A 26,835-nucleotide genomic window follows, 5' to 3' on the forward strand; every position below is an offset into this window, starting at 1 on the left:
AGGAAAGAGTGATGAAAAATTTATCAAATGCAGAAAAAGAAGTATTAGAAGTTTTATGTAAAATGCAGAAATCTATTACAGCAAAAGAGTTGCAAGAAGTTTTAATTAGACTGGGGATAGAATGGAAAATCCAGACTGTATCAACTCTTCTTGCCAGATTAGAAAGCAAAGGTGTAATTAAGAGCGAGATAATTAAGCATATTAAATATTACAAACCTCAATATAATACTTTTGAGCTGGCAGGAATAGAGGCAAAAAGATTTATTAAAGAGGTGTTTGGAGGATCATTGTCAAGTTTTTTTGTTGCTTTAACAGATGGCGCAATTTCAGATTCAAAAGCGATTGAATTGGAAAAGTGGATAAGAGAGCAACAGGAGGAAAAGTAATGACAGCGAGAATAGTTGAATGGGCTGTGGTTTTTTATCTGTTTTTTGGAATAATGGTTGTTTTGTTAGAAACACTTTTTTTCATTTTTAGAAAATCTATTTCATATAATAGGCAGTATTGTATTCGGAGATTGTTACCATTTATAACTACTGCGTTTATGATAGTGGTATATTTTCTTAGAAAGTTAAACACGGGTAATCGGATTATTGGGGAAACAGCTATTAAAGCGCAAAAAACATTGAATAGTTGTTTGAGTATAGAAAAAGTATCATATATAGTTGGAGTTTATTGTGCATTCGTAGCGCTTTTTATATTACATTACATTCTTTATTACATTATAATTTCTAAAAAAATTACTAAAAGTAAAGAGATTACTCAAAAATATGCTGGTGTGATAGACAAACAGGATGTTACGGTTTGTTCATGGGATAAGGCGAAGACCCCTTTTTGTTTTGGAATAATAAATAAAAAGATAGTGTTACCGGAGGGAGGGGCGTATGGTAGCAGTTATGTAATACATCATGAGTTATCACATTGTGAAAATAATGATCCGTTGTGGATGATGATATCGAAATTTTTTCTGTATATTTTATGGCTAAACCCATTGGCATATTATTATTATAGACAACTAAAATATAGTTGCGAATACGCGTGTGATGAAAGAGTGACAAAGCAAATGTCATTTGAAGAAAAAAAGATATATGCGAATGTGATATTGAATAATACACCGAGAGAACAAGGAATGTTATTTGGGGAAGCGTTGGTAACAGAAAAAACATTAAAAAATCGCTTCAAAAATATTCTGGCAAAACCCATTGCTAATAGCAAAAAATCGTTATTTATAATTGTTGTGACTGTTTTATCTGTATCAGCTTTAGTGGCTTTTGCTGTTGCCAAGAAGCCGGCTCAAATGATAAAGAGTGTTAAAGTGAATTATAGTAGTGAAGAGGAGGTGAAAGATTCAGTAGATTACGAGGAGTATATTGATGGGAAGTGGTTTAGAGGACAACTTCAATATGGATTCACTGAGGAACAAAAATATGGGATTAAGGTAGCAAATTATACCGGTGTTCTATATGAAAGCGAATAGTTAAGCAGGATTTTTGGAGATTTCATCATTGAATAGGGCCATGCTACGTGATAAGATGCAAATAATTAATTTGTATATATATACAAGGCAACTAAAAAGGATGGACTATTTATGGATTTTATTATTTCAAGGGCTAAGATTGAAAATGGTGGAAATGCGATCATTTATGATAAAGATGCATTGAGCGGCATTAAGAAGATTGCTGCGAAGATTTCCGGCGATATGGAGGCGGTTTTTGGAAGTGCGCCCCAAGTACATGAGGAAAAGGCTTCAGAAAGTCCTATATATGTAGGAACAGTCGGCGATGCGCTTATAGCAGGGCTTGGCGTTGATACATCTGATATTGAGGGAAAAAGAGAAGTCTATAAGATTACAGTTGTAGGTGATGCTCTTATTATTGTTGGAAGCGATAAGCGTGGAGCAATCTACGGAATGTTCAAGCTCTCCGAGATGCTCGGTGTATCTCCTTTTATCGATTGGCTTGACGTAAAGCCCGTTAAAACAGATGAATTCAAAATTCCTTCTGATTACTGCATGATCTCAAAAGAGCCATCGGTTAAGTTTAGAGGATTTTTTATTAATGATGAGTGGCCGGCTTTCGGAAATTTCTGTAATAAGAGATTCGGCGGTTTTAATGCCAAAGTATATGAACATGTTTTTGAACTGTTGTTAAGACTTAAGGGTAATTATCTGTGGCCTGCCATGTGGACAGCTATATTCCCTGACGACGGTCCGGGACTTGAGAATGCGATTCTTGCCGACGAGCTCGGAGTGGTAATGGGAATGAGCCATCATGAACCGTGCTTAAGACAGGGAGAAGAGTATAAGTACCTTAGGGGCAAGGATTCTATATATGGTGATGCATGGAATTTCCTTACCAACGAGAAAGGTATAACACGTTTCTGGGAAGACGGTCTTAAGAGAAGCGGTAAGTTTGAGAATGTGATTACCGTCGGTATGAGAGGCGAAGCTGATACCGCTATCATGGGAGCGGAGGCTACTTTAAAGGATAATATCGATCTTTTAAGGAAAGTTCTTTCAACTCAGAACAGACTGATAAGGGAAAATGTAAATGAGAACCTCGACGAAGTTCCGAGAATGCTTGCACTTTATAAGGAGGTAGAACCCTATTTCTACGGCGATGAGAATACGGAAGGTCTCATGGGCGATCCTGAATTGGATGGCGTAACACTTATGCTCTGTGATGATAATCATGGGAATTTAAGGACCGTTCCCACAGAAGAGATGAGAAGCCACAAGGGCGGATACGGAATGTACTATCATTTTGATTATCATGGTCTTCCGGTGTCATTTGAATGGTTTAATACATCGCACCTTTCCAAGGTCTGGGAGCAGATGACGACAGCCTATGACTTTGGTATAAGAGATCTTTGGATTGTCAATGTCGGTGATGTCTTCAGTAACGAATATCCTCTGGGATACTTCCTGGATTTGGCATATGATTTTGACCGCTATGGAACTTCTAATCCAAAGAGTGCAAAAGAATATACAAAGCTTATAGTTAAGCAGAATTTCGATGGCAAGCTTTCTGCGGCTGACATGGATAAGTGCGCAGAGCTTCTTGAAGGCTATACAAGGATAACTTCAAGCAGAAGAACTGAGGCTATGAATGATAAAGTCTATGCGCCTTTTGCTTATAACGAGACATTTGATACGCTTGAAAAAATTGAGAATCTCATGGCGGATGCCGATGAGCTTTTAAATAACCTTGAAGGCAATACAAGATTTGTTTTCTATGAACTTATATGGCTTCCGCTTACCGCAAATCTCAATGTTCAGAAGATGTGGCTTCTTACAACTTTGAACCATGCTTTTGCGGAGCAGGGAAGTACTTATGCAATGACTCTTGCAAAGAAAATAGATGATTGCATCGCATATGACAGAAAGATTGTAGATGAACTTCATACTATCGAAGACGGAAAGTGGTACGGAATGGGACTTTCAGAGCACATAGGATTTAATGACTGGTGCGAAGAAGGATGCAAGTACCCTGTGATCCATACGTTTGAGCCTGCGAACAAAGAAAGACTGATTGTTTCGGTAAAGGGCTCCGACTTCTATACGGAAGGAAAGTTCTGGACAGGACATGTAGGTGCTGCAGATGCGTTCCTCGATCCTTCAAAGGATGAGGCGGAACTTATACTTTCAACTGCGGGAAGAGTTGATTGCAGCTACGAAATTGAAAATCCCAATGAGTTCTTTGCTATATCAGAGGAAAAGGGAGTTGTTGCGCCTAATACGATCAAGATCTTAAAGATCAGACTGGACAGGGAAAAGTACAAAAAGGGCGATGTCACACCCGAAATATGCATTCACTGCTCTGATGGAAACGTAGTGATTAAGCTTCCGGTAAATACTTTGTCCGATATCGGATGCGGTGAAAAAGCCGACGGCACGTTCTACTGGCTTGGAAAAACACTCGACATGAACGAGAAGATGATAGATGCACCGCTTCATAAGAGAACATGGCCCGGTAAGCTTGAGCTGATGAATTATATCTCAATCGATGCTGTAGACTATGCAAATAAAACCGATTCAGTAAGCGGAAGTTTTGAAGTTATAGAAGATTACAGCAGAGGTCTTGATGCGGTTAAGGCATATCCGCAGGATGTTATTTTTGGAAAAGACAAAAAGGATTATCCGAAGCTTACTTATAAAGTTAAAGTTCCTTCAGAGGGCGATTACAAAGTTAAGCTCTATGTCAATCCGAGCAACCCTTACTCAAGGGATAATGTGATATACTTCGGAATCGGCGTGAATGACGGAGATGTAAATAAAATAAATATGATCGAGCCTGATTTTGCTGTCGGCGACGGAAATCCGTATTGGTCTTTGGTTGTTACAGAAAACAAGCGAGTTGTCGAAGCAGATCTGAAGCTTAAAGCCGGTGTCAATGATATCAATGTTTATGCGGTAGATCCAAACTTCGTTATTCAGAAATTGGTGATACATAAAGCAGGAGAGGAACCTTCACCGTCTTACCTTGGCCCTAAGGAGACATTCAAATTCTGAAACAGCAGCTATAATGTCGCATACAATTTGCTTTACCTGCCTTTTTTTATTAAAATGGTTCAGGAGTGTTTTGACTCTAAAAGACTTTAGAAAAATACTGAGAATTCAGAGGTAAATAGAATGAAGATAGCTGTTGTTGGAACAGGATATGTGGGACTTGCGATGTCGGTTCTTCTGGCGCAGTACAATGATGTTATTGCGGTTGATATTGTTCCTGAGAAAGTTAAGATGATAAATTCGGGAATCTCACCGATAGTTGATAAGGAGATAGAAGAGTATCTTAAGAAAGGAAACTTGAGACTTACAGCAACTTGCGACCTTGCGCAGGCTGTTAGGGATGCAGAGTTTGTTGTTGTTTCAACTCCGACAAACTACGATGAGAAGCTCAATTATTTCGATACGTCTTCTGTTAAGAGCGTTATTGATAAGGTGAGAAGAGAAAATCCGGATGCGTTTATTGTTATCAAATCAACGATTCCGGTTGGTTATACCGAGTCGGTGATGGAAGAGTATGACACCGATCATATTCTTTTTTCACCAGAGTTCCTGAGAGAGGGACGTGCGCTTTACGATAATCTCTATCCTTCAAGAATTATTGTGGGTTATGATACCGATTCAGAGGAAGCTGAGGAGAGGGCAGAAATGTTTAAGAGCCTTCTTGTTCAGGGAGCTTTGAAAAAAGACATTCCGGCGCTTCTTATGAATACGACAGAGGCAGAGTCTGTTAAGCTTTTTGCCAATACATATCTTGCACTCAGAGTTTCATTCTTTAACGAGCTTGATACATATGCTGAGGTCAGGGGACTTAACACCAGAAACATAATCGACGGTGTCTGCCTCGATCCGAGAATCGGAGATTTCTACAACAATCCTTCCTTTGGATACGGCGGATATTGCCTTCCAAAGGATACCAAGCAGCTTCTCGCAAACTATGAGGATGTTCCGAATAACCTCATCACTGCGATTGTTGATGCGAACAGAACGAGAAAAGATTTCATCGCAGACAGAGTATGGGCACTTCACCCCAAGAAGGTCGGCGTCTACAGACTTACAATGAAAGCAGGTTCCGATAACTTCAGACAGTCTGCGATTCAGGGCATCATGAAGAGAATCAAATCGCGCGGCATCGAGTGCGTGGTTTACGAACCCGCCCTCAAAGAAGACAGCTTCTTTAATTCAAAGGTTGTTCGCGACCTCGACGAGTTCAAGAGAGAGTGCGACTTCATTATCGCAAACAGAATTACACCCGATCTTCAGGATGTAGTTGATAAGGTATATACACGAGATCTTTTCGGAAACGAGTAATTTAGATATTATAAAAGGCTACCACACTAAGCAGGTGTGGTAGCCTTATTTTTATATCATAGGAAGCAAGCGACTCTTTTTTATCTTGTCAGTGCCTTCAGGTCTTCAAAGAAGGTCGGGTATGAAATTGATACGCACTCGGAATCCTGGATGACCGTAGGGCCTTCGGCGACGAGCGATGCGATCGCAAAGCTCATTGCAAGGCGGTGATCGGCGTGACAATTGATGTTTGCTCCAAAGAGAGGCTTGCCACCGCGAATGATCATTCCATCGTCTGTTGCTTCGGCATCACAACCCATTGCCGTGAGGTTTTCGACAACTGTAGTGATACGATTTGATTCTTTTACCTTGAGCTCCGCAGCGTCGCGGATAACAGTCTCACAATCTGCTGTTGCTGCAAGAACTGCAACTACGGGAAGTTCGTCGATCATAGTCGGAATGTCTTTTCCGCCGATAATGAACTTGCCGCTTTCGTTTCCGCAGAGCTTACTGTATCTTACAAGGATGTCGGCTCTTGATTCCTGAGAATTATCTTCGTTAAGGAGAGTGATGTCTGCTCCCATTTTTTTCAAAACATTTATTATACCTGCACGGGTCTTGTTGACACCGACGTTCTTAATAAGAAGTTCTGAACCGGGTACTACGAGCGCCGCTGCGATAAAGTATGCGGCAGATGAAATATCGCCCGGAACATTGATGTCGATTCCTTTAAGCGGGCGTCCGGGATGAAGAATGGCAGATGCCGTTCCAAGATCCGTAACTTCGTTGTGGATGTCCGCACCGAAAGCGGAGAGCATTATCTCTGTGTGATTTCGTGAAAGAGCGGGCTCGCGAACGATCGTGTCACCTTCTGCGTAAAGTCCTGCAAGGATGATCGCTGATTTTACCTGTGCTGAAGCAACGGGACTTGTGTAATCGATGCCCTTAAGCTCTTTTCCACCTTCGATATTAAGCGGAGCGCAGCCGTTTCCACGGGCTGATGATATGGATGCACCCATGAGCGTGAGCGGATCGATAACTCTTTTCATCGGGCGCTGCTCAATTGAAGAATCGCCTGTGATAGATGTATCGAAAGGCTGTGCCGCAAGGATGCCTGACATAAGGCGGGTTGTTGTTCCGCTGTTTCCTGTATAAAGAGTCTCGATGGGAGCGGTGAGACCGTGCAGGCCTTTTCCGTGAACGGTGATCTTCTTGGCGTTTCTGTATTCGTCCTCTTCGCGGTCAATCGATATTCCGAGCTTTCTGAAGCAATCGATGGTTGAAAGACAGTCTGCGCTTTCAAGAAATCCCGTGATTGTTGTGTCGCCCTCAGCGAGAGCGCCGAACATAATGCTTCTGTGAGATATTGATTTGTCACCCGGTACGGTAACTTCCCCTCTTAATGGACCTCTGGCTTTTTCTAATGTAGTCATGTAAGTCTCTCTCTCCTTGTTTTTTACAGATAGATGTTATAACCGTTTTTTTCAAGAACTTTGCCTGCTTTATCAAGGCCGTCCTGATCGTGGAGCTCGATTCTGAGTGTACCGCGCTCGTATTCCCTGTTGTGCACGATACCGATGTTTTTGATGTTTATCTCATTGTCGGATAGAAGAGTCGCAACCTTGGCAAGTCTGCCCGGATGATCGTCAATCTCGACTTTGATCGCGTAAACCTTCTGGATAGGCCCGCTTGATGTTGTTATAAATGACTCTCTGTATTCTCTTGCTTTTGAGAAGAATTCGAAGAGTTTCTCGCTGTCTTTTTCATCGATCGCAAGTTTGATATCGTACAGAGAATCGATGTATTTGGATAAAAGATCCGAGATATTCGCTGCGTTTGTAGTGCAGATTTGCTGCCACATAACGGGAGAAGATGAAGATATTCTGGTTATGTCCTTAAATCCGCCCGCGGCGATCGTCTTCATAAGCTCATCTTCCGAATCGTTGTCTTTTACAAGGTTGACGAGCGAAGCGGAGATCACATGCGGAACGTGACTTATTGCAGCCGTGATGTAGTCGTGCTGTCTGTATTCCACAACAAGCGGGATCGCGCCGATCATCTTAACGAGGTCATAATATCTTTTTATCCTGTCTTCATCAGTGACGCTTGTCTTGGTCAGAATGTAATAAGCGTTTTGCAAAAGAGAAGATTTCGAGTTGTTAAATCCGATCCTCTCGGTACCTGCCATTGGGTGGCCGCCGATAAACTGATCCTCGAGCCCGAGCTCTTTTATCTTCTCATGTATTCCGTTCTTGACACTTCCGATATCGGTAAGTGTTGTCTTCTTATTCAAAAAAGGAAGGAGCTTTTGGATGTTATCATTGTTGCACTCAACGGGAGCGCACAAAAAGATATAATCGCAATCGCTGAATTCTGCGCCGATCTCATAAAGGGGAGCGTCGATTATCCCTTCGGCATGAGCGGTGTCCACGGTTTCTCTGTGCGGAGTGTATGCGATTATCTTTGAAGACGGCTCATTTTCCTTTATCGCCCTGGCAATCGATCCGCCGATAAGCCCGAGGCCTATAAAACCATAGGTCATATTGTTCATAAAAGGTAGAACCCCCTAAAATCATGTATTCTTGTGAAAAAACTATAACACTTTAATGTGCGAAAATCAATTATGAAGGCTTACTATAAGAGATTGAAAAACATGAAGCAACTTTTGTGCATAATCGCTTAGAATACTTGTTTTGAGTACATGTTTTTAGTAAAATATTCTTATAAGTCTTTGGGGATCTGTATCATATCTCGTACATAATACCCAAATTTGAGCGACTGGAGGATAAGATATGAACGTTTACACAACTGATAAGATTCGTAACGTGGTACTGCTCGGACATGGTGGAGCCGGAAAGACAACCTTAGCTGAAGCAATGGCTTATCTTGCCGGTATTACATCAAGGATGGGGACTGTGGAGGATGGAAATACTCTGAGTGATTTTGATAAGGAGGAGCAGAAGAGGCATATTTCTATAAGCACATCGGCAATTCCTCTCGAGTGGGACGGACACAAGATCAACCTTTTGGATACTCCCGGATTTTTTGATTTTGTCGGGGAGGTTGAGGAAGCAATCAGTGTAGCGGATGCTGCAATTATCGTCGTTTCGGGAAAAGCCGGAATCGAAGTCGGAACAGAAAAAGCATGGGAACTTTGCGAAAAGTACAAGATTCCCCGCATGGTATTTGTTTCCGATATGGATATAGATGATGTTTCCTACAGACAGGTTGTGCAGGATATGACTGATAAGTACGGCAAGAAGATGGCTCCTTTTAACCTGCCTATCCGTGAGAACGAGAAGTTCGTAGGATACGTTAACGTTATTCAGGAGAAAGGTTTCAAGTGGTCGGGAAAAGAAGTTGTTGAGTGCGAAGTTCCCGATTACAATCAGCAGAACCTTAAGATATGCAGAGATACTCTAATTGAGACCGTAGCTGAGACTTCGGAAGAATTTATGGAAAGATACTTTAATGGTGAAACTTTCTCTGAGTCTGAGATAAGAGCAGCGGTAAGGACTAATGTGTGCGACGGAAGTATTGTTCCCATCGAGATGGGTTCAAGTACGCTCTGCCAGGGTATCTACACACTTCTTGACGATATCGTTAAGTACATGCCAAGCCCTGAGAACCGCAAGATGGCAGGTATCAACACCAATACAAATGAGATTTTTGAAGCGGACTTTGACTTCTCCAAGCCAAAGACAGCTTTTGTATTTAAGACAATGATCGATCCTTTCATAGGCAAGTACTCACTTATAAAGGTAAGATCGGGCGTTCTTAAACCCGACGATGTGATGTTCGTTGCGGATAAGGATATGGAACTTAAGATAGGTAAGCTCTATGTGCTTCAGGGAAATAAGACAACAGAAGTATCGGAGCTTCATGCGGGTGACCTTGGCGCACTTCAGAAGATCGATGTTGCGACGGGAGATACTCTTTCTACCAAGGGAACACCCATACAGTATGCAAAGATGGATATTTCACAGCCGTACACGGTTATGAGATATCATGCCCAGAATAAGAGCGATATTGATAAGATCGCACAGTCTCTTGCCAAGATTGCTGCGGAAGATCAGACCGTCAAGGTTGTCAATGACGCCGAGAATCGTCAGACGCTTCTTTATGGAATGGGCGATATGCACCTTGAGGTTATCCAGAATAAGTTAAAGGATGTATATAAGGTTGCAATAGACCTCACCAAACCCAAGGTTGCATTTAGAGAGACAATAAGAAAGAATTCCGATGTGGAATATAAATATAAGAAGCAGACCGGCGGACACGGACAGTACGGACATGTTAAGATGCGCTTTGCTCCTTTGGGAGATCCGACGGTTCCTTATACATTCGATCAGGAAGTTGTCGGCGGAGCTGTTCCTAAGAACTTCTTCCCCGCTGTTGAAAAAGGAATTGCGGAGTCGGTTCAGAGAGGACCTCTTGCTGCATATCCCGTTGTCGGTGTTAAGGCAACTCTATATGACGGATCGTATCACCCTGTTGATTCGTCCGAGATGGCGTTTAAGGTAGCAGCTTCCAATGCCTTCAAAAAAGGCTTCATGGATGCGACACCTGTTCTTCTTGAACCCATAGTATCTCTTAAAGTTACTGTTCCCGAGAACTACACGGGTGACGTAATGGGAGATCTTAACAAGAGAAGAGGAAGAGTGCTCGGAATGAATCCTTCGCTTACCGGTAAACAGGTTATCGAGGCCGAGGTTCCACAGATGGAGCTCTACGGATATTGCACACAGCTTCGTTCAATGACGGGCGGAAGTGGAGAGTACGAGTACTCGTTTAACAGATATGAGCAGACTCCTTCGGATGTTCAGGCAAAAGAGGTTGAGGCAAGAGCCGATAAGGTTGCGGCAGCCAATGCTGAAGAATAAAGTTGGTAGTTAAATAAAAAATGGCATAAAAAGGGCAGTTGTTTCGGTGGTTTCCGGAATGACTGCTCTTTTTGAGTGCTTTATTTTATGCGCAAAAAATATGAGTGAAAAATACTCAATCAAAAATTAACAAAAAGGCAAGTACAAAAATGTATAGTTTGAACGAAAATGATTATTTGTGATTATTTATGATTGGATATGATTGCAAATTGATTTTTTGAGTGCTATATTTTAATCAAGAAATCACAAATTAACATTTTTGCTCAAGGAGATTTTGAATGCTGACTGAAGAGAGAAGAGCACGTATTGTTGAGATTGTAAATGAAAAGAAGGCAGTTTCCGTCAATGAACTGATCGAGCTTTTGGATACATCTGCAGCAACCATACGCCGTGATATAAGCGCACTTGATCGCTCACGTAAACTGATCAAGGTGTTTGGAGGTGCGACCGCATTGTCTTCGAGGGATGTAGATACCAAGGAAGACGCGGTTAAGATGAAAGCCCGGAAGAATGTAGAGGAAAAAGACAGCATAAGTAAGTTTGCTGCCGATCTCATTGAGGATGATGATTTTGTTTATATTGACGCGGGCACGACAACTCTTGCGATGATCGATTATCTGACCAATAACAATGCGAAGTACATCACAAACGGTGTTGTTCATGCAAAGCGTCTTATGGACAAGGGATTTGAGACCACGATGATCGGCGGAAGGCTCAAGGCTTCAACGGAAGCGGCAGTCGGAACCGATTGTGTGGAGTTTATCCGCAAATATCACTTTACGAAAGCTTTCATGGGTACGAACGGAATTTCAGTTCACGCAGGTTTCACAACACCGGATGTTGACGAGGCGATGATCAAGACGGCAGCGATTAAGCATGCATACAGGTCGTATGTACTTGCAGATCATACCAAGTTCAACAAGGTCAACTCCGTGACTTTTGCGGACATAAAAGAATGCAGCATTATTACAGACAGACTTACGGCAAAAGAGTATGTGAATCATACAGAGGTACTTATACCATAGGTGTTGCAAGTAAAGATGGAGGATTATTGATGATTTATACGGTTACTTTTAACCCGGCGCTTGATTATGTAGTAAGAATGGACAAGGAATTGCTTCCCGACATGACGAATCGTTCAACAAGTGAAGAGTACTACTATGGCGGGAAGGGCATAAATGTATCCATGGTATTGTCGGAACTTGGATTTAAGAGTACGGCTTTAGGATTTGTGGCAGGCTTCATAGGACGCGCCATCGATGAAGGCGTTAAGGCAGCAGGCATTGATACTGATTTTATCGAACTTAAGGAAGGAATCTCCCGTGTCAATGTCAAGATTAAGGCAGTAGCTGAAACAGAGATAAACGCTCAGGGACCGAAGATTGATGAAGAGTCGCAAAAAGAGCTTTTTGACAAGCTCTCGCACTTGAAAGAAGGCGATCTTCTTATCCTGGCGGGATCTATTCCAAGCTCGCTTCCTGATGATGTATATGAAAGGATTCTTTCTATGCTCGACGGAAAAGGAATAGAGTTTGTTGTGGATGCGACGAAGGATCTGCTCACAAATGTTCTTAAGTATCATCCGTTCCTTATTAAGCCAAACAATTTTGAACTTGGCGAGATCATAGGAAAGACACTTGAAACGGATGATGAGATATATGAAGGCGCGGTCCGTCTTCAGCAGATGGGAGCAAGAAATGTTCTTATCTCAATGGCAGGTGACGGAGCGATGCTGGTTGATGAAAACGGCTTGAAATATCGCATCGGAGTTCCAAAAGGAACAGTAAGGAATTCGGTAGGTGCGGGAGATTCGATGGTAGCAGGTTTTGTAGCAGGATATTTGAAGACTAAGGACTATGAGACTGCACTTAAAATGGGAACGGCTGCAGGTTCTGCAACGGCATTTTCGGATGGCCTTGCAACAGCTGCAGATATAGAGAAGGTTTTTAAGGAACTTTAAACATGTAATTTGTTGTTTTAGGAGGGTATTATGAGAATTACAGAGTTTATCGATCCCAGGGGGATCAAGCTTCAGGTTAAATTGTCTAATCAGAATGAGGCAATAGACCAACTTATCGCACTTCATGAGTCAGTCGGAAATCTTAAGGATGTAGCAGGATTTAAGAAAGCTATCCTTGAACGTGAGTCTAAGGGCTCAACGGCAATCGGAAACGGAATCGCGGTTCCGCACGGCAAATCTGCATCTGTAAATAAGGCAGGACTTGTTGCAATCACATGTCCCAAGGGCGTGGATTACAAAGCACTCGACGGTAAGCCGAGCAATCTTTTGTTCATGATCGCTGCACCTGAAAATGGCGCAGATACACATCTCGAGGTACTTGCAAAGCTTATGGGAATGCTTATGGACACAGAGTTCTGCAAGAAACTTGTGGATGCCAAATCGGTTGACGAGTTCCTTAAACTTATTGATTCCAAGGAAACAGAAAAAGATGCTGAGAATGGAGCGGTTAAGTCTGAAGCACCTTCTAAAGCAGGAAAGAAGATCGTAGCGGTTACAGCTTGTCCTACAGGTATTGCACATACATTTATGGCTGCTGAGGCACTTGAGCTTAAAGCAAAAGAGCTCGGAATTACTTTCAGAGTTGAAAAAGACGGATCGGGCGGAGCAAAAGATCCTCTTACAGCAAAAGAGATCGCTGAGGCAGATGCGGTAATCGTTGCATGTGACAAAAATATAGATATGGGACAGTTTGACGGTAAGAAGGTAGTTATGGCATCAACGAAGGAAGCCATCCACGAACCCGAAAAGCTGTTTGAGAAAGTTGACAGCGCTTCCGTATATCATCACACGGGAGCAGTTACAAGAAAAGAAGACGCAGTAAATGAGTCGCTTGGCCGTAAGCTTTACAAGCATCTAATGAACGGCGTATCACATATGCTTCCGTTCGTTATAGGTGGCGGTATTCTTATAGCTATCGCATTTTTGCTTGATGATTATTCAATCGATCCGAGCAACTTCGGTACAAACACACCTGTAGCTGCATGGTTTAAGACAATAGGCGGAGCAGCATTTGGATTTATGCTTCCGATACTTGCGGGATTTATAGCAATGTCGATAGCTGACAGACCGGGTCTTGCAGTCGGCTTTGTCGGCGGATATCTTGCATCAACCGGTGCAACATTTGCAAATCCCGGAGGAGATATACCTTCTGCATTCCTCGGAGCGTTGGTAGCAGGTTTTGTATCAGGTTATCTTGTTCTATGGCTTGAAAAGATATGTAACAAGCTTCCTCAGTCACTTGAAGGAATAAAGCCTGTTCTTATATATCCTCTTGCGGGTATTACGATGATCGGTCTTGTTATGTGCGCTATCAATCCTATAGTCGGTGCGCTTAATAACTGGATTTCAGGCGTACTTACAGGAATGAGCAGCGGTTCAATCATCGCACTTGGCATTCTTCTTGGAGCTATGATGGCAACAGATATGGGTGGTCCTCTTAACAAGGCAGCATATGTATTTGGTACGGCAGCTCTTGCACAGCAGAATGAGACAGGATGGATGATCATGGCAGCAGTTATGGTAGGCGGTATGGTTCCTCCTATCGCGATCGCTCTTGCTACACTTATCTTCCCTAAGAAGTTTACAGTAGCAGAGAGAAAAGCAGGTCCCGTAAACTTTATCATGGGATTCTGTTTCATCACAGAGGGTGCTATTCCTTATGCGGCAGCAGATCCTATCCGTGTAATTCCTTCACTTATGGTTGGATCGGGTGTTGCCGGAGCTCTTTCAATGGCATTTAAGTGCACACTTATGGCACCTCACGGCGGAATCTTTGTATTCCCTGTAGTAGGAAACTGGGCACTTTATCTTGTTGCACTTGCAGCAGGTGCGGTTGTAAGCTGCCTTATGCTTGGTGTATTGAAAAAGACAGTTGAAGAATAAAAAATCATGTGATGTAGGTGTCGGAAAATATTTTTTGGCACCTGCATCGTAATTCATAAAAGGAGAAAAAGTGTAATGGTTTCAAGAACAGTAAAGATCGTAAATGAACAGGGAATGCATATGCGTCCTGCGACAGTTTTCAGTCAGGCTATGATGCATTTTTCATCAGAAATAAATCTTTGCATTAACGGCTCAAAGTATGACGGAAAGAGTGTCATGATGCTTATGGCGGCATGCATCAAGTGTGGTGCCGAAGTTGAGGTTACCTGCGACGGTCCTGATGAAGAGGAAGCACTTGCAAAAGCGGTTGAGCTTATTGAGAGCGGTCTCGGAGATTGAAGCAAAGGAAATCTTTTACGGGAGGTCATTATCTATGTATAAAGGCATAGAAGCATCAAGAGGAATAGGCATTGGCAGTATCTGTCTTATAACAGATTATGATCTGTCATTTGAAGCCAAACATATTGAAGATACAGAAGCAGAAAAAAGCAGACTTGGAGCGGCTGTTGAGGCTTTAAAAGTTAAAACGTCCGCTATGGCCGATAATATAAGGAAAACTATCGGGGCCAAAGAAGCTGAGATTATGGAAGGTCATATAGCAATGATCGCCGATCCCGCTATGTCGGGTGAGATGAACAAGATGATCGATGCGGGACAGTGCGCCGAGGCAGCAGTCACTGCTGTGTGCGATATGTTCATAGGTATGTTTTCCAAAATGGAAGATGATATGATGCGCCAGCGTGCATCTGATATTTCCGATGTGAAAACAGGTCTTTTGAAAGAACTTCTTGGAATAGAAGATGTAGACATAAGCAAAGTGCCGCAGGGTACTGTGCTTGTTGCTCATGACCTTACTCCTTCAATGACTTCACAGATAGTTAAAGAGAATGTTGTAGGCATTATCACGGAAGTTGGCGGAAAGACCTCACATTCAGCTATTCTTGCAAGAGCACTTGAGATTCCTGCCGTTCTTTCCGTACCGGGAATTACAGAGAAGGTAAAAGATAAAGATACTGCCGTTGTCGATGGTACAGAAGGCGTTGTATATATTAATCCCGATGGGGAGATAGTTTCAAAATATGTTATTAAGAGGGAAGAATTTATACGCGCGCAGGCTGAACTTGAGAGTTTCAGGGGGAAAGAAACTCTTACGGCGGACGGCATGAAGGTAGAGCTTTTCTGCAATATAGGTACGCCTAAGGATGCAAAGAAGGCTATAGAATGCGACGGTGAAGGTATAGGTCTTTTTCGTTCGGAATTTTTGTTCATGGACAAGTCGCATTTACCTTCCGAGGATGAACAGTTTGAAGCATACAAAGAAGCGATTGAGATCATGAACGGTAAGACGGTTATCATCCGTACTCTTGATATAGGTGGAGATAAAGAGATTCCGTATCTGGGACTTGAGAAAGAGGACAATCCTTTCCTTGGATACAGGGCGGTGCGCTATTGTCTTGCAAATCCGGAAATTTATAAGACGCAGCTTCGCGGAATCCTTCGCGCAAGTGCATTTGGTAAGGCAAAGATCATGGTTCCGCTTGTTACCTGTGTCGATGAGATCCGTGCAGTGAAGGCGCTTGTTGAAGAGTGCAAGAAAGAGCTTTCTTCTGAGAATATTGCTTTTGATGAGAAGATAGAAGTCGGATGCATGGTCGAGACGGCGGCAGCTTCGCTCATAGCCGATATGCTCGCAAAAGAAGCGGATTTCTTTTCTATAGGAACAAACGACCTTACGCAGTATACAATGAGTGTCGACCGCGGAAATGCAAAGGTTGCATATCTTTATTCCGCATTCCAGCCTGCGGTTCTTCGCTCGATAAAGAATATAATCGAAGCCGGAAAGGCAGTAGGAATTCCGGTGGGAATGTGCGGTGAGGCGGCAGCAGATCCGCTGATGATACCGCTCCTTATCTCCTTCGGGCTCGATGAGTACAGCGTGAACTCAGTACTTGTACTGACCGCGCGCAGCATCATCTCGAAGTGGTCAAAGGCCGATGCGGATGCTTTGGCTAAGGAAGTGCTTGCGCTTTCTACGGAGGCTGAAGTTGTGGCGGCGCTTAAGGCAGCGGCAAGATAATATGATATGTTAATTAGAGCAATCATTCGGAAAGAATGGTTGCTCTTTTTGTGGTATAGTGTAAATATGTTTGATTATTAACGGAGGAGATAACATGACTATTGCAGTATTATCAGACATCCACGGAAATCATGTTGCGCTTGAGAAGTGCTTAAATTATTTGAAAAATAAGGATATAGATACATATTGTTTTCTTGGAGATTATACGGGAGAGTTTCCGGGCATAGAGAAGGTGATGGAAACGCTCTATGATCTTAGGAATAATAAAAAATGTTTTTTTCTGAGAGGAAATAAAGAAAACTATCAATTGGATGATCTTGGAAAGGCACATCCTGAGTGGGATGCTTATCCAAGTACTGTAGGATTGCTTCGTTATGCAAATGCTCATCTTACCAAAAAGGATGTTGAGTTTTTTAACAGCCTTCCCATTACAATGACAATTAAGAATGAAGGCTTGCCTGATATTGTGATTTGTCATGGCTCGCCCAGGAAAGTAAATGAGAAATTTGCAATCAATGAGCAGAGTTTGAATGAAGTTACCTCTGAGACAGATGCGGATTACATTGTCTGTGGTCACACTCACATTAAGATGGAAAAGGAATGTGGCACAACGCATATTTGGAATCCCGGATCGGTGGGAGCTTCTATTGATGTGCCGTATAGTCATCAGTTTATGCTCTTGCACGGTGTCGGAGGTAAATGGGAGCCTGAGTTTGTTTTGCTTGAGGCAGATATTGATCTTATAATTTCAGAAATGAAAAAAGCGGGATTGTATGAGACGGCGCCTTATTGGACAAAGTTCACGGAACTTCTTGTTACGGGCAAGTGCGGTAAATATACGCATGCAGGTTTACTTGGAAGAGCAATGGATCTTTGCAACAGGAAGTATGGAAAATGCGATTGGCCGCAAGTTCCTGAGGAGTGCATGGCTGAAGCGTTTGATGAGATATGCGGAAGTTTGAGCTAAGACACAAAAATAACCGCTCATTGTCACGGCCATGACTGAGCGGTTATATAACAGCTTAAAATGGTGACTAACCGTCTATCGGTAGCACTTTTTTATTATATTAGCATTGAGGCAAATAATAGTCAATCGGTGTGTTTTTATGCTCTATATTAGAATTAAGAATATATAAATGAGGAATTTTAGCTATGGATTTAACTACAATTGAAAATTTGAATATAGATCGCGTGATCAAGCGCGGGACGGCACAGATAATCGAAAGGGCAGATGATGCGATATTGCTTAAGGATACTATGAGCAAGGCATTGATGTTGGCTTGTGATGATGTCGCAAAAGGGATTGAAATCTTAGAGCGGAATAACGGAGAAGCGAAGCCGCTTATAATGATATCCAACGCGGAACTTGGCAGGATGGCAGCGGATAGATTTGGCTATGAAAATATTATGGAATGCTATCAGTTGGCATACTTATCAAAAGAGCCACCTAAAGCGGATGATGTGCTCGAATACAAAACGGCAACAATGGAAGATTTTCCTCTTATTTCAAGAGAGTATGGCCTTGTGAGTAAAGAAGAGCTGAAAGAGCTTATTGAGCGTGGCAATATCGTTATGGGGTATGAGAACAGTAGTCCTGTCGGATTTATAGGAGAGCACATGGAAGGTAGTGTTGGACTCTTACTGGTGTTACAGGAACACAGAAGAAAGGGGTACGGCACAGCTCTTGAGATAGAGATGATACGAAGAACCCTCGAAAAGGGGTATATTCCTTTCGGACAAGTTGTCGTTGGCAACACAGCATCACTTGAACTTCAGAAAAAACTTGGCTTAACCAAGTCTGAAGGAACAATATTCTGGATGTGGTAACGAGAGAGAACGTTTTCAGGTATATGTGGTAGCGGAGGAGATATTTTTTAGGTATGAGAGTAAAAATTACTGTGATCAGGAAAGAGTTTTACGGGGATCTTGCCGAAGAGTATTTAGTAGATGGAAAAGAAGCAGGCGCATGTCCCGTGCTTGAAGTGGGAAACGAGTTTTACTATGAAGGCGGAGCTGTTATGCCGGAAGGCTTTTGCCCTGTTGCATGGCTTGATATATATTCTTCTCTATGCGCTTTGATGAGTGGAGATAATATAATCAACGACTGGTATAAGAATCCTAAAACAAAGATCTTATGCTGCACAGACGGAACAAGACCTGTAGTTTTTAAGCTGGAACAAGTTTTAGATTGATAGGAGCGAGATATGAAAATATTACTGTTTTGTTGTAAGGGCTTTGAAATGCTTGAGTTTGCACCGTTTTACGATGTGGCGGGCTGGGCAAAGAGCGAGTATGGATATGATATTGAGCTTGAGATATGTGGATATGAACGTGAGGTTTCAAGCGCATTCTGGGGAACGCAGATAAAAGTTGATAAGCTGATAAACGAGATAGATGTAAGTGATTATGATGCGCTCGCAATTCCGGGCGGGGATCATAATTACGGTTTTTTTGAAGAAGCTTATGATGAGAGATTTCTTGAACTTATTCGTAAGTTCAATGATAGAAAGAAGACCATCGCGAGTGTTTGCGTCGGTGCACTTCCTATAGGAAAGAGCGGCGCACTTGCGGGAAGAAAAGGTACAACATATCATCTGTGTGATGCTTACAGGCAGAAGGAACTCGCGGGATTCGGTGTGACTGTGATAAATGAACCTGTCGTGATCGACGACAATATCATAACATCGTACTGCCCGCAGACTGCTCCGCAGGTTGCTTTTGAGCTGCTTGAAAGACTTATCGGAGAAGAGAAGACAAACGTCATAAAATTCGGGATGGGATATATCTGAGAGAATAAAGAGTCGCATCCATAGCGTGTCAGCACAATTAAGGTCGAAAAAAAGTTATACTTAGTGTATGATTAAATGATCGACGAATTACGTTTTTTGGATAAAAGGAGACAAGTGTATGAAGAGACTCTTTAACGATGGCTGGAAGTTTTGGAAGTCTGAATATGGCACCGGATACGAGACTGCAGTAAAGAGTGCGGATAAATTTACAGATGTATTGATTCCACATGATTGGATGATCGAGGATCCACATAATCTGTATGCTACCAATACCGGATGGTATTGCAATAGATTTGAAGTTTCGGAGCCGGATAAAAAGACATTTCTTATATTTGACGGCATCTACATGGACAGCATCGTGTACATAAACGGTCAGGAAGCCGGAGAGTGGAAGAATGGATATACGCAGTTTGTGCTTGATGTCTCCAATTATGTGAAAAAAGGCGAGAATGATATATATGTAGGTGTTAGATGCAGGTATCCAAGCTCCAGATGGTACTCTGGCGCCGGTATTTACAGAAATATATGGATAGATGAGCTTAAAGATACATATATACCCGAGAACGGTGTTTATGTCCATTCTGAGAGAGCGGGAGATGCTTTCAAGCTCACGATACAGACTGAGATTATTGGGGAAGATACTGAAAGAGCGGAAATCTCTTACAAACTTAGAGATGGTCAAGATAAAGAAGTTTCACTGACCGAATCTAAAAAAGCGGATGCCGAAAATAAATCGGATGCACCGGATGAACAGAGAAGTTTGGTCGGTGTTAAAGAGACCTCTTTTACCATAAATAATCCTAAATTATGGAGTCCGGAGAATCCTAATTTTTATAAGCTCGAGGTGGCTTTATCGGTAGACGGAATGCTTATTCAGGAAAAAGAGATCAATATCGGTTTTAAGGATCTTAAGTTAGATCCCTCGGAAGGCTTTTTTGTAAACGGAGAGCATACCAAGCTTCAAGGCGTTTGCATACACCACGATCTGGGCGCTCTCGGAGTTGCTTTTAATAAAAATGCGATGAGAAGACGACTATGCCAATTTAAGGAACTTGGTGTAAATGCTATAAGGCTTACGCACAATGTATATGCTCCGGAACTTCTTGATCTTGCGGACGAGATGGGCTTTTTTGTCATTTCGGAAGCATTTGATATGTGGGAGAAAGCAAAGACCGAGTACGACTATGCACAGTTCTGGGAAGAGTGGCATGAGAAAGATGCGGAGAGCTGGGTAAAGCGCGACAGAAACCATGTGAGTGTTCTCATGTGGAGTATCGGAAATGAAATATATGACACTCATGCGTCAGAGCGCGGTGTGGAGATAACAAAAGAGCTCAGAGGGCTCGTCAGAAAATTTGATCCTTTAAAGAATGCCCTTGTTACATCGGGTTCTAATTATATGCCGTGGGAAAACGCCCAGAAATGTGCAGATGAGCTGGAAGTTGTAGGCTATAACTATGCAGAGAGACTGTATGAGAAACATCACGAGAAGCATCCCGACTGGATAATATACGGAAGTGAGACTTGTTCTCTGGTTCAGAGCAGAAACGTATATCATTTCCCGCTTGGTGAAAAGATATTGATGGATACGGATCTTCAGTGCTCGTCTCTTGGAAACAGTACGACCGGCTGGGGTGCTGAGAGCTTTGAGTATGCAATCTGCAATGACAGGGATATAAAGTACTCACTTGGTCAGTTTGTCTGGACGGGTTATGACTATATCGGCGAGCCTACGCCTTATCAGACCAAGAATTCATACTTTGGACTTGTTGATACTGCGGGATTTAACAAGGATGCTTATTATGTATGGAAATCGGCGTGGGTGAGCTGTGAGAAGAATCCTTTTGTACATGTATTTCCGTACTGGGATTTTAACGAAGGTCAGCGCATTGATGTCAGGGTGGCGAGCAATTGCTGCAAGGTGGAGCTGTTCTTAAACGGAAAGAGCCTTGGCGCACAGGAACTTAGCAATAAACCCGGAAGCGGAAATCATATCATGGCTGATTACAGTGTGATATATGAAATGGGAACGCTTGAAGCAGTGGCATATGATGAGGTGGGCAACATAATCGCAAGGGATGAAAGGAAATCCTTCGGAGATGTTTCTTCGCTCAAAATAAAGGCAGATGCGGAGAATACATTCGGCGATCTTGTTTTTGCGGAGATAAGTGCTTTTGACGCTGACGGCAATCCTGTAGAAAATGCAAATAATTATGTGCATGTTTCTGTAAAGGGCGGAAAGCTGATCGGGCTTGATAACGGTGACAGTACCGATTATGACAGATACCAATCCGATACCGGAAGACTTTTTGGCGGAAAACTTCTTGCGATTGTAAAGGCAGACAAGGAAGGTGCGCCTGTTAAGGTTGATGCGGAGCTGTCGCAAAAGACAGATATCAGGGCTATCAAGCTCTTTTCCGAAAGGGGACAGAATTTAAGTCCTGATGTGAAGACAACTGTTGTTACGGCGAAAATCTTCCCTGCAAGTGCATCTGCGCAGGATCTTAAATTCAGGGTGCTCAACAGAAAAGGAAAAGAAACAAAGCTTGCAACAGTAAGCGTGGAAGGCAATAGAGCAGAAATCACGGCAGTTTCGGACGGCTGTTTTAAACTGAGGTGCGAAGCTTACAACGGCGCTGATTCGGCGAAAGTAGTCTCGGAGCTTGATTTCACGGTTGAAGGAATCGGAGATTTTGTCGCAGACGGCACCGAAAAAGAGCTTAGGACTTATACGGAAATAATCGCACCGGATGCAGATTCAATCTACGGCGACAGCTTCCTTAGGTTAAATGATATTGTTCAGGGCATCGGAAACAATGTCACCGTGGGATTTGGTGTTCTTGATTTCGGAGACGAAGGAGCAACCTGCATTGATATAACCGGAAGAGCCATAAAGGGTGCCAATACAATACATCTTCGTTTCTATGATGAAGAGAGTGGAAATGAAGAGCGGGAAATACTTGAGTTTCCAAAGAGTCCCGATTATATGACAAAAACTTTTTCTATAGGAAAAAGAACCGGAAAATGGGATGTGTCGTTTATCTTTTTGCCGGGAAGTTATTTCGACTTCAGGTCGTTCATTTTTGGCAAATAATGCAGATAGAGGGAAAAGATATGTCACTTGATATATCTTTTCTTTTGTGATAAGGTCACTTACATAAGTAATCAACTATACAACCTGAAAGGAGAGTGGACTGCGTGCTGGATAATCTGGGCGAAGAGAAATCAATCTACTTGCAGATAAGCGAGATGGTAGAGGATGAAATATTGCGTGGAATATTAGGCGAGGAAGAACAGGTTCCGAGTACAACAGAGTTGTCCAAGTTTTATAAAATCAATCCGGCAACCGCGGCGAAGGGAATCAATATTCTGGTAGATAAGAAGGTTCTTTATAAGAAGAGAGGAATCGGTATGTTTGTTCAGACCGGTGCCAAAGACATGATAATGGAAGAGAGAAGAAATAACTTCTACGAAACCTTTGTAAAAAAGATAATAAATGAAGCGAAGCTTATCGGAATAGATAAGGAAGAGCTCAAGAAGATGATAGACGGAAGTAATGGAACCTGATAAATAAGGAGACGGTAATGGGAGTTTTAGCGGGTAAGAATATAGTAAAAAAATACGGAAAAGAAACCGTTTTGAAAAATATTGATATCAATTTGGAAACAGGTAAGATCTATGGCCTTATTGGTCGAAACGGCGCGGGAAAAACCACTCTTTTATCCATACTTACTGCGCAGAATCCGGCTACGGAAGGCACTGTAACTTTGGACGGAGAAGCTGTATGGGAGAATGAGAAGGCATTGTCACGAATTTGTTATTCCAGAGAGATTTCGCAGGTTACAATGCTTGGAACGAATAATCTTAAGGTAAAAGATTATATTGCTACCGCAAAGGCTTTTTATGTGAATTGGGATGAAGAATATGCAAAGGAACTTATAAAACTCTTTAAGATCGATCCGGGCAAAAGGATAAGAGGGCTGTCAAAGGGAATGCTGTCGGTAGTTACGATAATTGTGGCACTTGCAAGTAAAGCGGAGATAACAATCCTTGATGAGCCTGTTGCGGGACTTGATATTGTGGCAAGAGAGCAGTTCTATAATCTTGTCATTGATGAATACGCAAATACGGGAAGAACCTTTATAATAAGCACTCATATCATTGAGGAAGCGGCTTCGTTATTTGAGAGAGTTATCATTATTGATGGCGGAGAAATCAAATTTGAGGAAAATACAGAGGAACTTCTTGCGAGAGCATATCGTGTGAGTGGACCTGCGGAGGCGGTTGATAAGGCGGTAAGCGGATACAAAGTATATAACACTGAGACAATTGGAGGGTTCAAGGTAGCTGTTTTGCTGGCAGAAGAGTCCGGTATTGACTTTGGGGAAGAGGTTCATATAGAGCCCGTTTCACTTCAAAATCTTTTCTATGCTATGTGTATGAGCGCGGAAAAGGGGGCTTAATGTATGAGTAATCTTTTTAAAAGAACTGCAAAATACTATTTTAGGCAGGGAATAAAACTATTTTCTTATATGTCACTCGGGGTACTCGCGGTAGCAGTAATGTGGACTGTTACGCTACTGGGAGAAGGAGATGACTGGAGCAGGAGACTGTTTTTAATGCTTCTTGAATTTTTTGAATTTATCATGCCGTATGCTGCTTTTATGTTTTCATTATATGCAGCTACATTGAACGATGGTATCGTATTGTCTATGGGTGCCAGAAGAAAAGATATTTTCATTGGCAATCTGATAAAACAGGGCACGTACGCATTGTGTAATGCATTGGTATATTTATTGCTTGCTTTGCCGGTGTGGGAGCAAGGACGCATTAAGCATGTGCTTTTTGTAATTGCAATGTCGCTTGCGGCGGGAGCGTCGGGATACTTTTTCGGATATAAGGTTGATAAATACAATAATGCCGTTGCTGCTGTTGTTGCAATAGTTTATATGCTTCTTTATGTACTTATCAGGTATTCTTTTGTGATTATAGACGTCGGTTTTTCAGCTTATGCATTTGAGAATAACGTGGTTATATATGCGCTTGGAGCACTGCTGATATTTGCCGGCATGGAAGTGCTGATATATAGGGCAAATAAGTACAGTTCGGTTGTTACGTGACAGGGGGGAATATGCTTAGAGATTTCAAGACAGTTATATGCCTAAAAAAAACTAATATATTATTGAATATTGTGATGGTAACATTCGGAATATTGCTGGTTATCTTTGCTGCGAGATTACTGAGAGATGAGGAGTTTTTTTATCTGCAATGGGGATTTTTGACGGCTTCAATTGTGGCTGTCTGCATGTGCGTAAAATGGTGTATGTCGGCAACAGAAGTTCCGAGAGGATTGAGCTTTGGTATTACCAGATATAAGCTTTTTATCTGGAGCAGGGTGTGGGATTTTCTGGAACTTGTTATTATTATCTTTCCGGTCGTTTTTTGTTTAAAAGACGGATTTTATCCGTGTTTTAAGCTTGTGATAATTCTTTTTGGATTTGCTATGTGGCTTGAGGGACTGGCCGGAAACAGCGTAATACGGTTTGGAATGTTGGCATTTTGGTCGTATTACGTTACGATTATTGCCGCATTTGTTCTCACGGCAAGGGTTGTATTATCTGATTCGGTTGCACATTATATGGGAAATGGCTTTTTTGGCGTATTATTATCAACCGGATCCGACCGGTTGCAGGTTTGGGCAGGAATTATGGCGTTCGTTGCGGCCGGTCTTTTGATAAACTGGCTTACATTCAGAAAGATTGAAGTGATATTTATTTCGTAGATCCTGCGAACAATATTGGCTTATATGACTGCAAAATGTCCGCACATCGCGGACATTTGTTTTTTTATACAATAAAACAACTTAAACCAATTAAGATTTGAGCAATATTATACATTGTTTTTGAAAGTCTCTTATGTTAAGTTGTGATTATAATTTTTTGTACTTTACTATGAAAAAGTGGGAAGGATAAATAAATATGGCACAGCTTTGGGGAGGCAGATTCACCGGCAGTATCAATGAACTGGCTTGGAATTTTAATGCATCCATCAGTTTTGACAAGAGATTTTTGGAACAGGATGTAAGAGGCAGCAAGGCACATGCAACTATGCTTGCCAAGCAAAACATCATTTCAGAAGAAGAGAAGAAGCTCATAACTGAGGGACTTGATTCTATATTAGAGGACGTTAAGTCCGGGAAACTTGAAATTACCGGCAAATATGAGGATATTCACAGTTTCCTCGAGGCTAATCTTATAGACAGGGTCGGAGACGCAGGAAAAAAGGTCCACACGGGACGAAGCAGAAACGATCAGGTTGCTCTTGATATGAGACTTTATGCGAGAGGCGAAGTTGAGCACATGGCAGATCTTTTGAACAATATGCTCGTTACGCTTCTTGATATTATGAAAGCGAACACCGAGACTTATATGCCGGGGTTTACGCATCTTCAGAAAGCACAACCCGTTACACTTGCACACCATGTAGGTGCATATTTTGAAATGTTTAAAAGAGACCTTCTCAGGATGAAGGATATAAGAGAGAGGATGAACTATTGTCCGCTCGGAGCCGGAGCGCTTGCGGGAACGACATATCCGCTTGACAGAGATTATACGGCGCAGCTCCTTGATTTCTACGGACCTACATTAAACAGCATGGATTCCGTATCGGACAGAGATTATCTTATTGAGTTCCTTGCAGCTCTTTCAACTGTAATGATGCATCTTTCGAGATTTAGCGAAGAGATCATCATCTGGAACTCAAATGAATACAGATTTGTGGACATTGATGATGCATATTCTACAGGAAGCAGCATCATGCCGCAGAAGAAGAACCCTGATATCGCGGAGCTTGTAAGAGGTAAGACCGGAAGAGTTTACGGAGACCTTACGTCGCTTCTTACAACCATGAAGGGAATTCCGCTTGCATACAACAAGGATATGCAGGAGGACAAAGAGGCTGCGTTTGATGCCATCGATACGGTTTCCAATTGCCTGACTCTTTTTACCGATATGTTAAGGACGCTTAAGTTCAACAAAGAGAACATGGAAAAGAGTGCGATGATGGGCTTTACAAATGCCACTGATGCGGCAGATTACCTTGTTGTTAAGGGTATGCCTTTCAGAGATGCACATTCCGTTATCGGAAGACTTGTTCTTTATTGTATAGACAAGAAGTGTGCGATAGACGATCTTAAGATAGATGAACTTAAGAGCTTTTCGGAGCTTTTTGACGAGGACATCTATGATGCGATCAGTCTTGAAACTTGTGTAAACAAGAGGCTTACGGTCGGAGCACCGAGCCCTGTTGTAATGAAAAAAGTAATTGATGTTAATGAAGCTTTTTTAAAAGAATTTAAGCTTTAATATATTTTAGGAGAATCTTAGGAG

At 42.2% G+C, this 26,835-nt stretch carries 22 protein-coding genes; 20 read left to right on the forward strand and 2 right to left on the reverse strand.

The features are described from left to right. The first annotated feature begins 11 nt into the window (after positions 1-11). From DL92_RS18150 to DL92_RS0104195, 4 genes are all read left to right on the forward strand, one after another. Positions 12-386, forward strand: a complete 375-nt coding sequence (locus DL92_RS18150) for a BlaI/MecI/CopY family transcriptional regulator (protein WP_051199197.1) — start codon at positions 12-14, stop codon at positions 384-386. Beyond that, entirely contained in the window at positions 386-1,477 is a 1,092-nt protein-coding gene (locus tag DL92_RS0104185; RefSeq protein ID WP_026666984.1) for a M56 family metallopeptidase, read from the forward strand. The genes DL92_RS18150 and DL92_RS0104185 overlap by 1 nt, the downstream gene beginning before the upstream one ends. 111 nt (positions 1,478-1,588) lie before the next feature. Further along, positions 1,589-4,510, forward strand: coding sequence for a glycosyl hydrolase 115 family protein (locus tag DL92_RS0104190; RefSeq protein WP_026666985.1), 2,922 nt, complete (start codon positions 1,589-1,591; stop codon positions 4,508-4,510). Between the two features lie 120 nt (positions 4,511-4,630). Further along, positions 4,631-5,815, forward strand: coding sequence for a nucleotide sugar dehydrogenase (locus tag DL92_RS0104195; protein WP_026666986.1), 1,185 nt, complete (start codon positions 4,631-4,633; stop codon positions 5,813-5,815). Between the two features lie 80 nt (positions 5,816-5,895). Here DL92_RS0104195 and aroA read toward each other — a convergent pair whose 3' ends face one another. Together aroA and DL92_RS0104205 are read right to left on the reverse strand one after the other, a co-directional pair. Then, the gene (gene aroA, locus DL92_RS0104200) at positions 5,896-7,227 is read right to left on the reverse strand and encodes a 3-phosphoshikimate 1-carboxyvinyltransferase (protein WP_026654428.1); all 1,332 of its coding nucleotides are present in this window, start codon (positions 7,225-7,227) and stop codon (positions 5,896-5,898) included. 23 nt (positions 7,228-7,250) lie between these two features. Continuing rightward, on the reverse strand, positions 7,251-8,345 hold the full coding sequence (locus DL92_RS0104205) for a prephenate dehydrogenase/arogenate dehydrogenase family protein (protein ID WP_026666987.1): 1,095 nt from the start codon (positions 8,343-8,345) through the stop codon (positions 7,251-7,253). 241 nt (positions 8,346-8,586) lie between these two features. On the opposite strand from DL92_RS0104205, the gene fusA reads away from it, so the two are divergent. The 16 genes from fusA (at position 8,587) to argH (ending at position 26,811) form a co-directional block, all read left to right on the forward strand. Beyond that, on the forward strand, positions 8,587-10,677 hold the full coding sequence (gene fusA, locus DL92_RS0104210) for an elongation factor G (RefSeq protein ID WP_026666988.1): 2,091 nt from the start codon (positions 8,587-8,589) through the stop codon (positions 10,675-10,677). A gap of 278 nt (positions 10,678-10,955) precedes the next feature. Continuing rightward, positions 10,956-11,702, forward strand: a complete 747-nt coding sequence (locus DL92_RS0104215; RefSeq protein WP_026666989.1) for a DeoR/GlpR family DNA-binding transcription regulator — start codon at positions 10,956-10,958, stop codon at positions 11,700-11,702. A 29-nt stretch (positions 11,703-11,731) separates the two neighbouring features. Continuing rightward, complete coding sequence (gene pfkB, locus DL92_RS0104220; RefSeq protein WP_026666990.1) at positions 11,732-12,637, forward strand: 1-phosphofructokinase; 906 nt, start codon at positions 11,732-11,734, stop codon at positions 12,635-12,637. 30 nt (positions 12,638-12,667) lie between these two features. Then, on the forward strand, positions 12,668-14,581 hold the full coding sequence (locus DL92_RS0104225) for a PTS fructose transporter subunit IIABC (protein WP_026666991.1): 1,914 nt from the start codon (positions 12,668-12,670) through the stop codon (positions 14,579-14,581). Between the two features lie 75 nt (positions 14,582-14,656). Further along, positions 14,657-14,920 carry an HPr family phosphocarrier protein gene (locus DL92_RS0104230; RefSeq protein ID WP_026666992.1) on the forward strand — a complete coding sequence of 88 codons (264 nt, stop codon included), beginning with the start codon at positions 14,657-14,659 and terminating at the stop codon, positions 14,918-14,920. A 34-nt stretch (positions 14,921-14,954) separates the two neighbouring features. Continuing rightward, on the forward strand, positions 14,955-16,658 hold the full coding sequence (gene ptsP, locus DL92_RS0104235) for a phosphoenolpyruvate--protein phosphotransferase (protein ID WP_026666993.1): 1,704 nt from the start codon (positions 14,955-14,957) through the stop codon (positions 16,656-16,658). Between the two features lie 94 nt (positions 16,659-16,752). Then, positions 16,753-17,625, forward strand: coding sequence for a metallophosphoesterase family protein (locus tag DL92_RS0104240; RefSeq protein ID WP_026666994.1), 873 nt, complete (start codon positions 16,753-16,755; stop codon positions 17,623-17,625). 185 nt (positions 17,626-17,810) lie between these two features. Next, complete coding sequence (locus DL92_RS20065; RefSeq protein WP_051625221.1) at positions 17,811-18,485, forward strand: GNAT family N-acetyltransferase; 675 nt, start codon at positions 17,811-17,813, stop codon at positions 18,483-18,485. 53 nt (positions 18,486-18,538) lie between these two features. Further along, complete coding sequence (locus tag DL92_RS0104250) at positions 18,539-18,850, forward strand: TIGR04076 family protein (RefSeq protein WP_026666995.1); 312 nt, start codon at positions 18,539-18,541, stop codon at positions 18,848-18,850. 12 nt (positions 18,851-18,862) lie between these two features. Next, positions 18,863-19,447 (forward strand): DJ-1/PfpI family protein, encoded by a 585-nt coding sequence (locus DL92_RS0104255; protein ID WP_026666996.1) that lies wholly within the window; start codon positions 18,863-18,865, stop codon positions 19,445-19,447. A 118-nt stretch (positions 19,448-19,565) separates the two neighbouring features. Further along, positions 19,566-22,541: a glycoside hydrolase family 2 TIM barrel-domain containing protein gene (locus DL92_RS0104260; protein WP_034468417.1), complete on the forward strand. Its 2,976-nt coding sequence runs from the start codon at positions 19,566-19,568 to the stop codon at positions 22,539-22,541. A gap of 104 nt (positions 22,542-22,645) precedes the next feature. Further along, positions 22,646-23,014 (forward strand): GntR family transcriptional regulator, encoded by a 369-nt coding sequence (locus DL92_RS0104265; protein ID WP_026654442.1) that lies wholly within the window; start codon positions 22,646-22,648, stop codon positions 23,012-23,014. A gap of 17 nt (positions 23,015-23,031) precedes the next feature. Further along, positions 23,032-23,910, forward strand: coding sequence for an ABC transporter ATP-binding protein (locus tag DL92_RS0104270; protein WP_026666998.1), 879 nt, complete (start codon positions 23,032-23,034; stop codon positions 23,908-23,910). A 3-nt stretch (positions 23,911-23,913) separates the two neighbouring features. Next, on the forward strand, positions 23,914-24,567 hold the full coding sequence (locus tag DL92_RS0104275) for a hypothetical protein (RefSeq protein ID WP_026654444.1): 654 nt from the start codon (positions 23,914-23,916) through the stop codon (positions 24,565-24,567). 11 nt (positions 24,568-24,578) lie between these two features. After that, positions 24,579-25,229, forward strand: a complete 651-nt coding sequence (locus DL92_RS0104280; protein ID WP_026666999.1) for a hypothetical protein — start codon at positions 24,579-24,581, stop codon at positions 25,227-25,229. Between the two features lie 196 nt (positions 25,230-25,425). Further along, a complete protein-coding gene (gene argH, locus DL92_RS0104285; RefSeq protein ID WP_026654446.1) occupies positions 25,426-26,811 on the forward strand; it encodes an argininosuccinate lyase in 1,386 nt (461 codons plus the stop codon). Positions 26,812-26,835: the final 24 nt, after the last annotated feature.

Source organism: Butyrivibrio sp. AE2005 (assembly GCF_000686965.1).
Taxonomy (GTDB): Bacteria; Bacillota; Clostridia; order Lachnospirales; family Lachnospiraceae; genus Butyrivibrio; species Butyrivibrio hungatei_A.